The sequence below is a fragment of the Rhodococcus sp. KRD175 genome, from assembly GCF_017168275.1.
Lineage (GTDB): Bacteria > Actinomycetota > Actinomycetes > Mycobacteriales > Mycobacteriaceae > Rhodococcoides > Rhodococcoides fascians.
Genome location: NZ_JABFAQ010000005.1, coordinates 539,212 through 554,472, shown reverse-complemented (window position 1 = coordinate 554,472; position 15,261 = coordinate 539,212). Strand labels below are relative to the sequence as shown.

Below are 15,261 nucleotides of genomic sequence, written 5' to 3'. Positions count from 1 at the left end.
GATGACGATCGCAAGAGGTCGCGGTGACCGCACGCTGATGCGCGTCAAGCGCGTCGGCAACGCCCCGCTCAACGTGCTCGACCGCGCAGGCGAGCAAATGTCGTTCTACCTGCGGGCCATCGGGTGGATTCCCAAGACCGCAGTGCATTACAAGAAGGAGGTGCTCCGCCTGCTGGCGGAGGTCACCTTCGGCAGCGGTGCGCTCGCCGTCATCGGTGGGACCATCGGCGTGATCGTGATGATGTCCGGCTTCACCGGCATCGTCGTCGGTCTACAGGGCTATGCAGCCCTCGAACAGCTCGGTAGCTCCGTGCTCACCGGATTCCTGTCCGCGTACGTCAACACCCGTGAGATCGCGCCGATTGTCGCAGGACTGGCACTCTCGGCCACCGTCGGCTGTGGTTTCACCGCCCAGCTCGGTGCCATGCGAATCTCCGAGGAGATCGACGCGCTCGAGGTGATGGCCGTACCCAGCGTGCCGTTCCTCGTGACCACCCGCATGATCGCAGGCTTCGTGGCCGTCATCCCGCTGTACATCGTCGGGCTGTTGGCGTCGTACGTCGCATCCCGAGGGATCAGCACCATTTTCAACGGGCAGTCCACGGGGTCCTACGACCACTACTTCAACCTCTTCCTACCTCCGGAAGACGTGTTGTATTCGTTCTTGAAGGTGCTGATATTCGCCTTCGTCCTGATCATGATCCACTGCTATTACGGCTACCACGCCTCTGGCGGACCTGCCGGTGTCGGCGTCGCAGTGGGCCGTGCCGTTCGTACCGCGATCGTCACGATCGCCGTACTGGACTTCTTCTTGAGCCTCGCCATCTGGGGCACGACCACCACAGTGAGGGTTGCGGGATGATCGACTCGCCGTCGCGACTGAAGCGAGTACTCCTCGGTTTGGCGTTCTTCCTGGTGCTCATCCTGTTCCTGGGGTGGAGCATCACGTCCTACAACAAGACGTTCAAAGATGTGGTGAAAGTCAGCCTCGAAACCGACTCGGTCGGCAACGCGCTGCCGATGAACGCGGATGTCAAGGTGCGCGGAATGATCGTCGGCGAGGTGCGCTCGGCGTCCACCGTCGACGGCGTCGTGACCTCGCAGCTCGCCATCGATCCGGACAAGGCACCGCTGATTCCGTCGAACGTGACGGCACGGTTGCTTCCCAAGACACTGTTCGGTGAGCGCTACGTCTCGTTGATCGTGCCCGAGAACGATGCGGCGTCGCCGATCTCCGAGGGCACGGTCCTCAAACAGGACACCAGCGGAAACGCCATCGAGGTCGGGCAGTTGCTCGACGGCTTGCTTCCACTGCTGCAGGCGATTCCGCCACAGGATCTGGCGAACACCCTCGGGTCGTTGGCGCAGGGCCTCAGCGGGCGCGGTGAGCAACTGGGCCAGACCATCGACAACCTGACGAACATCGTGTCGGGTCTGAACACGGAGTTGCCGAACATCCAGCAGACGTTGGTCGGGCTGGCCGACTTCTCGCAGACCTACGCAGACGCGGCACCGGACTTGGTCTCGGCGCTGGACAACTTGCGGACGACGGGCAACACCGTGGTCGAGCGGCAGTCCAGCCTCGACACGCTGTACGGCTCCCTGACCTCGGCGTCGTACACCACTGCGGACTTTCTACAGACCAACTCCGAGAACCTGATCGGATTGGCCGCGAACTCTCGGGAAGCGCTCGAGCTGCTGGCCGAGTTCTCCCCGACGTTCGGCTGCACGTTCACTTATTTCGCCGAAGGTGCCAGGCGCGGAAAAGTCGTACTCGGTGAGGGCGACGAGTACCCCGGCATCAACGTCTCCGCACCGTTCGTCAACCCGAAGGGTCGTTACTTGCCGAACCAGGACGAGCCGCGCTTGTTCGACGATCGCGGAGCCACCTGTTTCGAGCCCGCGGCGCCGGGGGAGTTCTTCCCGCAGTATCCGGGAGGCTCGATCAACGACGGTTCCTACCAGGTGCCGACCCGGAACCCGGGCCCGCAGGTGATCGAAGGACAGGGACCACCGAAGTCTGCCCAGAGTTCCATCGTTCCCGCCGTCTCCGCATCCGCGCAGCCGGCGAGCTACGAGGGCTCCGACTTCGAGCGCGACACTCTGGCCGTGATCTACGGACAGGCGAGTGGTGTTGCACCGGACAGTATTCCGTCGTGGGCGGCCGCTATCGGCGCACCGGCACTGAGAGGAGTGGAGGTGACCGTGCCATGAGAGGCCTTCTCGCGCCGATCATCAAGTTGGTCGTGTTCGCCGTGATTACGATCATTGCTACGGCCACCCTTGCCTTCACCATCGCCAATTCCAGCGGCGGCGGCGGCACCAAGTTCTCGGCTGTGTTCACGGACGTCACGTCTCTCAACGAGGGCGACGAGATTCGTATCGCGGGCGTTCGTGTCGGCCAGGTCGACAAGATCGAGATCGCCAACGAGCGCGAAGCCAAGGTGGACTTCACTCTGAGCAGTCGTGATTGGCTCCCGGCCAGTTCGACGGCGACCATCCGATTCCGGAACCTGGTGGGCCAGCGCTACATCGCCATCGAGCAGGGTTCGGGAGATCAGGGTCGGAAGATCACCGACGGTGCCACCATTCCGTTGGAGCGGACCAAGCCTGCGGTGAACCTGACCACGCTCTTCGACGGCTTCCGCCCGCTGTTCACCACGCTCAGCTCCGATGACGTCAACAAGCTGTCGTACCAGATCATTCAGGTGTTCCAGGGGGAGTCGGGCACCATCAACGAACTGGTCACCAATACGGCGACCCTGACCAACACCGTCGCCGACAAGGATCAGGTCATCGGGCAGGTCATCACCAATCTGAACAACGTGTTGGAGACGGTGAACCAGAACGACGGGCAGCTCGACAGCCTGATCGTCAACACGCAGCAGCTCGTCTCGGGCCTGTCGGCCGACCGTGGTGTCGTCGGCTCCGCCGTGACGTCGCTCGCCGGCCTGACCAACGCGACCGCCGACCTGCTCGAGCCGACCAGGCCGTCGATCCAGGGTTCGGTGACTGCGTTGAACACGTTGGCCGAGACAGTCAACCGACGAAGCGACGACGTGGACACGGTCCTCGGAATTCTGCCCGTCAAACTCGAGAAGCTCATTCGCACGGCCCAGCAGGGATCCTGGTTCACCTTCTATCTGTGCGGTATCGACATCGTCGCCGGACCGGGTAGTTCGCCGAATCTGAATCTGCCGACCGGGCTGCCGACCGTCAACCAGCCGCTGTACACGAACTCCGCAGCGCGTTGCAAAGCTGGGGGGATCAAGCAATGAAATCTCGTCGTAGTCCGGCCACCATCGGTGCGCTAGGTATCGCAATCATCCTGCTCGCCACGATGTCGGTCTTCTTTCTCGACCGGCTCCCGATCATCGGTGCGGGTTCGGTGTACACCGCCGAGTTCAGCGAGGCAGCAGGGCTCAAGCCGCCCAACGAGGTCCGTATCGCGGGCGTGAAGGTCGGCAAGGTCACCGATGTGCGTCTCGACGGCGACCGGGTGCTCGTGGACTTCACGGTCAAGGACGCCTGGGTCGGCAACGAGTCGCGAGCGGCCATCGCCATCAAGACTGTGCTGGGGCAGAAATATCTGGCGCTCGACCCGAGCGGTCCGGAGACGTTGAGCCCCAAGGACCCGATTCCGCTCGAGCGCACCACGTCCCCGTACGACGTGATCGACGCGTTCTCCGCTGCGGCCTCGACCATCAGCGACATCGACACCGATCAGCTGGCGACGAGCATGCGGACCCTGTCCGAGGCGTTCTCCGAGACGCCTGCGAACATCCGTGCCTCGCTCGACGGTGTGACTCGGTTATCGCAGACCGTGGCCAGCCGTGACGAGGAACTGAAGAAGCTGTTCGAGGCCACCGGCGAGACCTCGAAGGTGCTGGCCGACCGCAACGAGCAGTTCAACCAACTGATCACCGACGCGGGCCCGCTTCTCGAAGAGCTCAACAATCGGCAGCAGGCCATCTCGCAGCTGCTCACCGGCACTCAGCGAGTGTCGCAAGAGCTGACCGGCCTGGTTCGCGACAACGAGGCCACCATCAACCCGATGTTGCAGCAGCTCAACGGCACCATCGAGATCCTGCAGCGCAACAACGACAACCTCGACCGTGCGCTGAAGCTGTACGAACCGTTCATTCGGCTGTACACGAATCTGACCGGCAACGGCCGGTGGATAGACATCACGCTGGCAAACCTCACACCGCCCGGAGTTCCGTTGATACCTGGTTACCGCCAGCCCTCGCTCGATACGTTGGCGGGGAACTGATGACAGACACGCAGACAGCACCGAGAAGCAAGAACAAGCTCGCGCTGATCGCCGTCGTCGTGACCGTGGCGCTCGTCCTCGCGGTCGCCGGCTGGTGGCTGTTCACCAGGGCCGGAACGACCAAGATCACCGCCTACTTCGACAAGTCGATCGGCATCTATTCCGGCTCGGAGGTGCGCGTGCTTGGCGTCAAGGTCGGTACGGTCGACTCCGTGACGCCGCAAGGCGAAGACGTGGAGGTCGTCCTCCGCGTCGACCGTGGGGTCGACATTCCTGTGGACGCAAAGGCCGTGCAGGTCACCCCGTCGCTCGTCGCCGACCGCTACGTCCAGGTTTCACCCGCCTACACCGGCGGCGACACCATGGCCGACGGCGCGACGATCGGTCGCGATCGCACCGCAACACCCGTCGAGGTCGACGAGCTGTACAAGTCCATCGACGACCTGTCCACCGCCCTCGGTCCGGACGGCGCGAACAAGGACGGCGCTCTCACAGATCTGGTCAACACCGGTGCAGCCAACCTCGACGGCAACGGTGAAGCGTTGGGCAACAGCATCACCCAGCTCTCGGCCGCCGGTCGAACGTTGAGTGACTCGCGCACCGACGTGTTCGACACGATCAAGAACCTGCAGACGTTCGTCAGCGCCTTGGCCGTCAACGATCAGCAGGTACGCAACTTCAACACCCAGTTGGCCGACCTGACCGGTTTCCTGTCGGGGCAGCGAGAGGACCTCGGAGCTGCACTCCAACAGCTGTCGGTCTCGCTCGGCGACGTGGCGACGTTCGTCGCGGACAACCGGACCCAACTGACCGATGCCGCGAACGGTCTCACGGTTCCGACGCAGACACTCGCCGACAACCGCGAGCAGCTGGTGCAAACGCTCACGTTGCTGCCGCTGGCCATCAGCAACCTGGTAAACGCCTACGACGCCGAGTCGGGAACGCTCGCCACGCGCGCCAATCTCCAGAACGAGACCCAGGATCCGCTCGGCACCCTGTGTCAGCTCATCGATCTCGGAAAGCTGGTTCCCGGTGATCCGCGCTTCGAAGCACTCGGTGCGCAGATTCAGCCGATCATCGATCAGTGCTCCAACATCACCACGATGATCCAGGCCCCGATCAAAGACCAGAACCGGATCGTGCTGCCGTTCGGCGTTCTCACCAACGACATCGAGCAGAACGTGTCCGTGCCGGGCACCGTGCCTGGCGTCGTCTCGCCCAGGCTCGGAAACAGCTCGATGCCCGGACTGGAGCAGTCGTACATCGGAGGTGGGGGACAGTGAGAGCCTCTGTGAATCGGAATCGAGCTCGAGTGAAGCGTTCTTTGGTGGTCGGAGCCGGTGCGTGCGTGGTGGCGCTGTCGGCCGGAGCATGCTCGTCGGCCGGCATCTACGCGATACCGCTGCCCGGCGGTGCCGACGTCGGTGAGAACCCGTTGAACCTGACGGTGCAGTTCGACGACGTACTGGACCTCGTCCCGCAGTCGACCGTGAAGGTCGACGGCGTCTCGGTCGGCCGCGTCGACTCGATAACGGTCCCGAACGACGGCTGGACCGCCGACGTCAACGTCATCTTGAATTCCGACGTCGACCTTCCGGCCAACGCGATCGCATCGGTGCAACAGACCAACCTGTTGGGCGAGAAGTTCGTGCAGCTCTCGGCACCTCCTGGCGACGAGGAAGCAGCGCGTCTGCAGGACGGGGCCACGATCCCGCTCGATCGCACCCGCCATGCCACCGATATCGAACAGGTACTCGGTGCGCTCTCGCTGCTGCTCAACGGCGGCGGTGTCGGGCAGCTCTCGCCGATCGTCAAGGAACTGAGCACGGCGTTCGACGGTCGCGAAGGCAGAACCAAAGAGCTTCTGCAGCAAGCGAACACCCTCATCGACGGCCTCAACCAGCAGCGTGACGACATCACCCGCGCCATCGACGGGCTGGACACTCTCAGCGGCCGCGTCAACACGCAGACCGACAAGATCGACGCAGTGCTGAAGGATTTGCCGATCGCCACCGAGGTTCTCGAGCAGCAGCGCCCGCAGCTGACCGAGATGCTCGGAGCGCTCGACCGTCTCGGAGCCGTCGGCACCGACGTGATCGACCGTTCCAAGGACGATCTCATCGCGGACCTGCGGGCACTACGCCCCACGCTCCAGGCCCTGGCCGATTCGGCGGACGACGTGGTGAGCTCGCTCGCGGTGATCCCCACCCTGCCGTTCGCGGACGGCACCGAGAAAATCATCGAGGGCAACTCGGCGAACCTGTTCCTTTCGCTCGACCTGTCGATCGGAACTGCGTTGCGCAACTTCGGCGTCGGGGAGGGCGATCCGGTCTACATCCAGCCCAAGTACGGCAACACGCTGCCCGTCGTCGACCCGTCGAATCCGTACTACAACGGCAACGGACCGCGCCCGGGTTGGCCGACGATCTCGCTGCTGCCGTTGCCGCCGATCATCCCGTCACCGGTTCCCGGTCCGGGTGCACCTGCGAACGAGCAGGCAGCGGCGGCCGCCGCGCCCGCACCGGCCGATCCGTTCGCACCGTTGAACGATCTGCTCGAGCGATTCGGAGTTGGACAGTGAGATCGAGACTGGTTCGCATTCAATTGGTCCTCTTCGTCGTGGTCGCCGTACTGGGGTCGGTCTATGTCGGTGCCAAGTACGTGCGACTTGACAACATGCTCGGCTTCGGGCAGTACCAGGTCGATCTGAACCTCGCCGATTCCGGTGGCATCTTCTCCAACGCCGAGGTCACCTACCGAGGTGTCCCGGTGGGAACCGTCGGAGATCTGGAACTGACGGAAGACGGGATCCGAGTCGCGCTCATGCTCGACGACGGCGGCCCGGACATCCCTGCCGACACCAAGGCCGTCGTGGCCAACAGGTCGGCCATCGGTGAGCAGTACGTCGACCTGCAACCCGAGACCGACCAGGGCCCGTTCCTGGTCGACGGTTCGCAGATCGCGGAGGCCGACACCACCACACCCGTGCCGGTGGAACAGGTTCTCGCCAACACGAACACGCTGGTTCGGTCGGTACCGCTGGATACGTTGACGCGAGTCGTCAACGAGCTCGGTGTGGCGTTCGACGGAAAGGGCACGGATCTTGCGTCTCTCGTCGATTCGCTCGGGAACATCTCGGAGGCAGGCAACGAGGCGCTGCCGCAGACGCTCGCGCTGGTGCGCGACGCGGTGCCGGTGCTGAACACGCAGTCCGAGCAGTCGGATCTGATTCGGCAGTTCAGCACCAGCTTGGATGAGGTGACGGCTCAGTTGAAGTCCAGCGATCCGGACATCCGTCGCCTGATCGACACCGGCACAGCGGCGGGCGATCAGCTCGGTGGTCTCATCACCGATGCCGGTCCGGCTCTGACGACCGATATCAACAACCTGGCACTTGTTGCTGCGCAGGCCGAACCCCGGTACTTCGCGCTTCGTCCGTTCCTGACGTTCCTGCCTGCCCTCGGTGCCGGCATCTCCACCATCGTCCCGGACGACGGCACGATCCATCAGGGCCTGTTGCTCGAGACCAACAACCCGCCCCCGTGCACGGTGGGCTACGAGGGCAGCCAGGCGATCCTCGACGAGGAGAAGCGCAAGAACCCGAACTTCGATCCGACTCGGGAGAATTACCCGCTGAACCTCGACGCGAACTGCGCCACACCTCAGGGCAGCGTGACGGGCGTTCGTAGTGCGAACCGCATCGTGTTCGCCGATCCGGATGTGCCGCAGCCGTGGGACCTCAAGCCCAAGGTCGATCCCGAGAAGTTGAACCTCAACCCGATCGCCACCCAGTTGGCACCGCTGATCGGCGTCACGCCGAAGTAGTGAAATCGGAGAAACTGCTGCTCAGCACTATCGTCGGGCCGAGAGCGGTTCGGCCAGATATTACCGAGTAGTAGGGTGGAAAGTGTGAACTCGAGCACCGAAGCCCCGGAGTCCCCAGCGACTCCGGGGCAGAACAAGACAGCGAAGATTCTGCTTGCGGTCGTGACCGTGATCGCCGTGGTTGCGCTCGCAGCGGCAGTGTTCTTCGGTTACGGCTGGGGCAAGGCGTTGTTCAGCCAGAAGCCCATGGCGGACACCCGCGACGCGGCTCTCACCGGCGCTCAGCAAGCGGCCGTCAACCTCAACACGGTCGACGCGGCCACCATCGATCAGTCGTTCGACAACATGAAGTCGTCCATCACCGGCGACCTGATGCTCAACGACCTCGAGCAGACGCGGTCGGGCATTACCGACCAGGTTCGTCAGTCCGGTGCCAAGAGTGAGGCAGAGGTTCTGCACGCAGCGATCACCGAGCTCAGTACCGACGAGAACACCGCCGAGGCGCTCGTTGTCATCGCGACGACGACCACCTGGCCCGATCGCGTCGAGCGGAGCAAGCTGACGATGCGATTGGCCATGGAAGAGATCGACGGGGTGTGGAAGACCAACAAGGTCGACCCGATCGGTTCACGGATCTCGCTGGACAACCCGAACACCAACCCCGTCATCCCGACGGAGCCTGGTGCTACCGACCCGAATGCGGCAGACCCCAATGCTGCAGATCCGAATGCGGCAGACCCCAATGCTGCAGATCCGAATGCGGCAGACCCGAATGCGGGCACCCCCAGCGCGGAAGCAACGCCGGCTCCACAGCCGGATTCCGGCGGTAACTGACGTTGCCCGGCAGTGTCGTTTCCGTCTGTAGTGCAGTGAGTTTCGAAGGAGTTCTGTAGTGCCTCCCCAGCGTCGCAAGATCGTTCCACCCACGACCACCAGCAAAGTCCGTCGCAAGGTCGCCGGAGCCGGGAAGTCGGCAGCGCCCGACGCGGATTCGAGCGCCGTGAAGGGTTCGGATGCAACCGACAGCGCTGCGCCCACCACTCCTGCGCCCACCACACCCGCGCCCACCACACCGGCATCGAGCACGCCTGTCGCCGACGAGTCCTCCGCTGCGAAACCCTCGCTCGAGAAGTCCGGTACCGGCAAGGCAGGCAGCGGTAAGACCGCTGTCGACGAGGCCGCAACCGACAAGCCCGCCGTCGACGACACCGCAACCGACACGCCGGCCGCAGGCGAGACCGCAACCGGCAAGGCCGACTCGGAGCCTGCTCTCATCGAGTCCGGAGCGTCCGACGCGAATTCTGCGGATACCACGCAAAGCAGGTCGATGTCGGGAATCGGCTACAAGCACGTGTTTGTCGTCGCGGCCGTTGCCGTGGTGCTCGGTGCCTTCGCTGCTGTGGCGTCGTTCAAGCCATTCGCAACGATTGACAATGCAGCCTGGGTGGATTCTGCAGCCACTCAGGAAGTCACCTCTGCCGCGACCGATGCGCTTCAGACTCTCTACACGTACAAGGCCGAGACGATCGATGCCGATTTCGATGCCGCCCGTGCGGTCCTCAATCAGTCGATGCTCGACGAGTTCAACTCCACCGCCGACACCACCAAATCTGCTGTGGTGCAGACGATGACAGGAACCGAGGCCATGGTGACCGACATCGGCGTCTCGCGGTTGGAGGACGGCAGTGCCGAGCTGATCGCCAATGTGAACATCAGCGCCACACAGAACGGCGTTGCTTCGGGTAGTGCCGAGGGCCCGTTGACGGTCAACATGGAAAAGGTCGACGGCACCTGGAAGCTGTCGGCAATCGACGACCAGTAGTACCGGGATTCGCTGGCCCCGCTTTTCGGATCGGCCCCGTTCGACGCAGTAACGCTGCGCGGATGGGGCTTTTTCGTGCGTTCGTCGCTCATCTGTCGCCGGTGCACGACGGGATTAATATCGCGATTGCGTCCTGGCTTGTGACGAGCCCTGGTTGTTCGGGACAACCATTTCGACGCTCGACAGCCAGGGATGGATCCGATGAATACGGAGCATGCTGGTCATGACTGACACAACTATCGAATTGTCCGTGCTGGAATCGAGGTCCGGTCGGTCGGGCTTCGCCGAGAACGTCAATCCCGAACTGTACCGATTGTTGTCGGCCCTGAATTTGGATCGCGAGTACGTGCGCGGCGACGGAACAGTCCTGTTCGACGCCTCCGGCCGGCGCTATCTGGACTTCGCGGGGGCGTACGGCGCACTGCCGTTCGGGCACGGACCTACGCCGATCTGGCAGGCGATCAATGATGTTCGGTGCAGTGGGGAGCCAATTTTCGTGCAGCCCTCGGTATTGACGGCGGCAGGGGAACTGGCGGATCGGTTGGGGCGCATCGCACCTCACGGGTTGACGCGAACGACGTTCGTCAACAGCGGTACCGAGGCTACGGAGGTGGCGCTCAAGATCGCGCGGTCGCATACCGGACGGTTGGGCGTGTTGACCACCGGGAACAGTTTCCATGGCAAGACGCTCGGAGCACTGTCTGCGACCGGAAGCGTCAAGTATCAGGCCGGGTTCGGCGCACCGGTCGAGGGTTTCGATCACATCGAGTTCGGTGATTCGGGCGCGCTCGACGCGGCCCTGTCGGCAGCGCCGGGCCATTACGCGGTGTTCCTGGTGGAGCCGATTCAGGGTGAAGGCGGAGTGGTGTGTCCGCCCGACGGTTATCTGCGGCGAGTGCGGGAGATCTGTGATCGGCACGGAGTGCTGATGGCGCTCGACGAGGTGCAGACGGGACTCGGCCGGACCGGCCGGATGTTCGCGTCGGAACACGAGGGGGTGGTGCCCGACATTCTGACCGTCGCGAAAGCGCTCGGTGGCGGGATCGTGCCGGTGGGTGCGGTGTTGTGTGCACCGAAGTTGGTAGACGAGAGCTTTGCGCTGCGCCACACGTCGACGTTTGCGGGCAACGCGTTGGCGGCTCGGGTGGGCATCGCGGTGATCGACGAGTTGACCCGGGACGACGGCGCAGTGGTGACGAACGCTGCCGTGCTCGGCCGGCAATTGTCGAAGGATCTGAATGCGTTGGCCGAGAAGTATCCGTCCGTGGTCACCGGTGTTCGTGGTCGCGGGCTCCTGCTCGGCATCGAGCTCACCGCCGACGTGAACTTCGTGGGACGTCAGTCGCTACTGGGTTCGATTGCGCAGCAACACAACCTGACGGCGGTCATCTGTTCGTACCTGCTCGACGTCGAGGGAATCCGGGTGGCTCCGACTCTGTTCGGTAACAGGGTGATTCGGATCGAACCGCCGTTGACTGTGTCGGCGGTGCAGTGCTCGCGGCTGATTGCAGCACTCGACCGTGCGCTGGGTTACGCGGCGATGGGGGACATGGACGGATTGTTCGGGCACCTTCTGGGCCGTCCGACCGTCGGTACCCCACCGTCGCTCGCTGCGCTCCGCCCGGGCCGCATCCCCGATATCGCCGTTCGTCGCACCGATCGGCGGTTCGCGTTCATCGCGCACCCCTTGAATCTGGAGTTCTTCGCCGCCTTCGACCCGGCGCTCGACGTCTTCCATCATGGCGAGCGACAGGATCTGCTCGAGAGGTTCGCTGCGTCGACATCCGAGCTCGACCCTGCGTCGTTCGTCATCGGCAGTGGCCGGGTCGTCGGGGGAGGGGACGCCAAGGCACACGGCGACCTGATCGGGTTGCCCTACACCTCGGAACAATTGCTGCACTTGCCGACCGAGCAGGCGCTGCGCGTGGTGGGCGGCGCCGTCGAACTCGCGATCTCGCGCGGTGCGACGGTCGTCGGGTTGGGCGGCTATTCGTCGGTCATCACCGGTAATGGATTGGGCCTCGGCGCGAGGTCGCGTCCGATCACCACCGGCAACACGTTCACCGCCGCAGCGAGTCTGCGGGCTGTTCGACGCGTGTGCCGGGAACGCGGAATCGACGTAGCGCAGGCCCGAGTGACGATTCTCGGTGCTGCCGGGGCCATCGGTCGGACCATCGGCAAGCAGTTGGCCGGCGAGGTCGGCAGTATCGCCCTGGTCGGTCGGCGGGGTGAGAGCACGGTCGTCGCGCCGAAGTTGTGGGCGGCCGCGCAGGAGATGGTGGCGAGTGCGACGGGCGGGTCCGGCACGGGGAATCTTGCCGTTGCTGCACACGAGATGAACGGCGACATGGATGATCTGATCAAGTCGCGGCACCTCGAGTTCTTCACCGATCCCGTTGCTGCGGTGCAGGATTCGTTGATCGTTATCGCAGCCACATCGGCGCCGCATGCGTTGATCGATCCGACGGACCTGATGGAGGGTGCCATCGTCTGCGATGTTGCGCAGCCGCCGAACATCGGCCGAGACGTGCGCGGTGAGCGGCCGGACGTGACGGTGTTCGACGGCGGCATCGTCAGGGTGCCGTCGGGTTCGGATTTCGGGTTGACCTACGGGTTGGCTCCGGGTCTGACGTATGCCTGCATGGCGGAGACGATGTTGATCGCCCTGTCGGGTGAGTTCGACCTCCGCAGCATCGGCACCACTCTCGACGGTGACAGCGTCGAACGATTGGGTGAGCTGGCCGACGTCCATGGGTTCGCGCTCGCCGAGGCCACTCGGTGGCGCGAAGGTAGTCAGTAGTCGGCGGGGGCCGGGGTTCCCGGGAGTTCGGGAACCCCGGCCCCGTCCCGCCCAGTCCCAGTCGGTCGTGTCGGGGTGGGATGCAACCACCAGTTCGCGTTTCCCATCAGCGCGACGAGGGCGGGCACGAGCATCATCCGCACGATGGTGGCGTCGATGACGAGACCGACGATGATGCCGATACCCACCAGTCGCATCATCGACAGTTCGGACAACGAGAAGAACGCGGTGACGGTGATGAGCAGCAGCGCTGCGGCCGTCACGATGCGTCCGGTGTGAGCGGCCCCGAGGCGGACTGCCTCTCTGGTGCCGGCTCCGTTGTCGTGGGCCTCCACGATGCGTGAAAGCAGAAAGATCTCGTAGTCGGTGGACAGGCCGAACACCACCGCCATGACGAGGATGCTCATCGTGGACTGTAGAGGGCCGGCAGTGACGCCGATCGGCCCGGCACCGTAGCCGTCGTGAAAGATCCAGGTGAGCACACCGAAAGTGGCCGCCAGGCTGACCATCGCCATGGCAATTGCCTTGAGGCTGAGCACGATCGAACGAAAGGCCAGTGTCGTCATCGTGAATGTGGCCAGCACCATGATGGCCAGCATCCAGGGAATGGTGGAGTAGATCGCGTCGATGCCGTCCTCGCTCTGCGCGGTGCTGCCGCCTACGCCGAGCGTCGTCCCGGCAGGAGCGGGGATCGATCGAATCGCATCCAGTGTCGCGAGTGCAGCGGGGGTGCGATCGGCCGAGTTCATGATGGCATCGACCACGGTCAGATTGTCGGTGCTGCCACTGGGAAACGCGGCCGTGACTCCGTCCACGCGGCCGACTGCAGCGGTGACTTCGGAGACCGCGGCAGGGCTCGGCGGTTGGTCGGTGACCGATTCGACGACGACGGTGACGCTGCTGTTGGCGAGGGTGAATTCGGTGATCAGCTTCTGCGTGGCGATCCGGGCGGGTGAGTCCGCCGGCAGACCCGTGTGGTCGAGGTCGCCCAGAGCTACTCCGGAGATGGGTGCGCAGAGGACGGCCAGCACGCCGATGATGGCAACGGCCACGAGGACGGGCCTGCGCATCACGCGGTCTGCGACTGTGCCCCAGAACCTCTGCGCCCGTGCCTCGCCGCGGTCGATCGCACCAGTGCGCCAGCTCAGCGAATCGATGCGGGGGCCGAGGAGGGCGAGTGCGGCGGGCAACGCGGTCAGCGAGATCACGGCGGCGACGGCCACCGCTGCCATGCCGCCGATGCCCAGTGAGCGAATCATTGCCTGCGGGAAGATGAGCATGCCGATGAATGCACAGATCAGCAGCAGTGCCGAGAACGCCACGGTTCGGCCGGCGGTGGACATCGTGCAGCGTACCGCATCCACCGTTCCGTGCCCGTTGCGCAGCTCCTCGCGAAACCGCGTGATCACGAACAGGCTGTAGTCGACGGCCATTCCGAGTCCGACGAGGGATGCAATGTTGGTCGCGAACACCGACACCTCGGAGACGCTGTTCACCGCTCGCAGCACGGCCAGGGAGGCCAGCACGCTCAGTCCGCCGATCACCAGCGGAGTTCCTGCGGCGACGAGTCCGCCGAACACGATCAGGAGCAGGACCAGCAGAATCGGGAAGGTGATGATCTCGGCTCGCACCAGATCTGCCCGCGCTTGCTCGTTGTACGCGTCGAAGACGGCCGAGAATCCACCGAGCTGCACGTCCGCGCCATCGATCGTCAACTTCTCACGCAGGTCCTGGTAGGACTTGACGCGCCGATCCTCGTCGCCGGTCAGAGTCAGCACCGCGAGGGCAGAGTTGCCGTCCGACGATCGAAGTCCGGGAGCAAAGGCGTCGGGCACCGTCCAGTAGGTGACGGGGTCGCGGGCCAGTACACCCGCGTCGATTCCGGCCAGGCTTGCCGCCACCGCGTCCCTGATCCCGTCGACCGTCCGCCCGTCCGTCGGGGTGTAGATCACCGCGATGTCCGGAACGTCGCGACCGAACCGGGATTCGACGAGTGCGTCGATTTTCGCCGACTCGCTCCCGGGATCGCTGTAGCCACCGATGCTGAGTTCGTCGACGACGCCCAGGCCCCAGGTTCCGGCGAGCAGGACGGTTGCCACCACGGCAGCGAGGACCCAGCGCGCACGGGCGATGACGAACTCGACGACGGGCGAACCCCTGCTCACGCGGGGCTGCCGAGGGCTCGACACCTGCATGCAGCGCCGATTTTTACCACCGTGACCATGTTGTCCCCCCGCGAGACGTGATGTGAGTGCTCCGTGAATCTGTCTGTGGCACAGAGGAAGATCTGTCACACAGCACGTCCGATGACAGAACGACGCCGCCCCCGGTTGCGACAGAAGAAATACAATCAGAAGCAGCGGCCGATTGCCATAGCGGCAGCGGATTCCCGCGGACCTCTTGACGAAGGAAGGCGCAGGGGTCACTCTTGTCGTGAAGGAGCACCCCCGTGGTGACCGACCGTTGCCGGTCGTCAGCCACAGTCTTCTGTCACCGTTGCTGTTCGTTCGGGCCTCGGCGAGGAAGGCCGACACGCTGCTG

11 protein-coding genes are annotated in these 15,261 nt (G+C 64.2%); 10 read left to right on the top strand and 1 reads right to left on the bottom strand.

The window, feature by feature from the left end:
• Nucleotide 1: 1 nt before the first annotated feature.
• The 10 genes from J1M81_RS10710 (at nucleotide 2) to J1M81_RS10665 (ending at nucleotide 12,720) form a co-directional block, all read left to right on the top strand.
• Nucleotides 2-862 carry an ABC transporter permease gene (locus J1M81_RS10710; protein ID WP_027498223.1) on the top strand — a complete coding sequence of 287 codons (861 nt, stop codon included), beginning with the start codon at nucleotides 2-4 and terminating at the stop codon, nucleotides 860-862.
• A complete protein-coding gene (locus J1M81_RS10705; protein WP_008713865.1) occupies nucleotides 859-2,214 on the top strand; it encodes an MCE family protein in 1,356 nt (451 codons plus the stop codon). Before J1M81_RS10710 ends, J1M81_RS10705 begins: the two co-directional genes overlap by 4 nt.
• A complete protein-coding gene (locus J1M81_RS10700) occupies nucleotides 2,211-3,278 on the top strand; it encodes an MCE family protein (RefSeq protein WP_027498222.1) in 1,068 nt (355 codons plus the stop codon). Before J1M81_RS10705 ends, J1M81_RS10700 begins: the two co-directional genes overlap by 4 nt.
• Nucleotides 3,275-4,273: an MCE family protein gene (locus J1M81_RS10695; protein ID WP_008713869.1), complete on the top strand. Its 999-nt coding sequence runs from the start codon at nucleotides 3,275-3,277 to the stop codon at nucleotides 4,271-4,273. Before J1M81_RS10700 ends, J1M81_RS10695 begins: the two co-directional genes overlap by 4 nt.
• Entirely contained in the window at nucleotides 4,273-5,556 is a 1,284-nt protein-coding gene (locus tag J1M81_RS10690; protein ID WP_027498221.1) for an MCE family protein, read from the top strand. The genes J1M81_RS10695 and J1M81_RS10690 overlap by 1 nt, the downstream gene beginning before the upstream one ends.
• 29 nt (nucleotides 5,557-5,585) lie before the next feature.
• Nucleotides 5,586-6,854, top strand: coding sequence for an MCE family protein (locus J1M81_RS10685; protein ID WP_027498220.1), 1,269 nt, complete (start codon nucleotides 5,586-5,588; stop codon nucleotides 6,852-6,854).
• Nucleotides 6,851-8,098, top strand: a complete 1,248-nt coding sequence (locus tag J1M81_RS10680; protein ID WP_027498219.1) for an MCE family protein — start codon at nucleotides 6,851-6,853, stop codon at nucleotides 8,096-8,098. Before J1M81_RS10685 ends, J1M81_RS10680 begins: the two co-directional genes overlap by 4 nt.
• Before the next feature lie 84 nt (nucleotides 8,099-8,182).
• On the top strand, nucleotides 8,183-8,932 hold the full coding sequence (locus tag J1M81_RS10675) for a hypothetical protein (protein WP_027498218.1): 750 nt from the start codon (nucleotides 8,183-8,185) through the stop codon (nucleotides 8,930-8,932).
• Between the two features lie 58 nt (nucleotides 8,933-8,990).
• Nucleotides 8,991-9,920, top strand: a complete 930-nt coding sequence (locus J1M81_RS10670; protein WP_027498217.1) for a hypothetical protein — start codon at nucleotides 8,991-8,993, stop codon at nucleotides 9,918-9,920.
• Nucleotides 9,921-10,143: 223 nt separating this feature from the next.
• Nucleotides 10,144-12,720 carry an aminotransferase class III-fold pyridoxal phosphate-dependent enzyme gene (locus J1M81_RS10665; RefSeq protein ID WP_027498216.1) on the top strand — a complete coding sequence of 859 codons (2,577 nt, stop codon included), beginning with the start codon at nucleotides 10,144-10,146 and terminating at the stop codon, nucleotides 12,718-12,720.
• Here the strand turns inward: J1M81_RS10665 and J1M81_RS10660 are convergent.
• On the bottom strand, nucleotides 12,714-14,915 hold the full coding sequence (locus J1M81_RS10660; protein ID WP_048316152.1) for an MMPL family transporter: 2,202 nt from the start codon (nucleotides 14,913-14,915) through the stop codon (nucleotides 12,714-12,716). The genes J1M81_RS10665 and J1M81_RS10660 overlap by 7 nt on opposite strands.
• Nucleotides 14,916-15,261 lie beyond the last annotated feature (346 nt).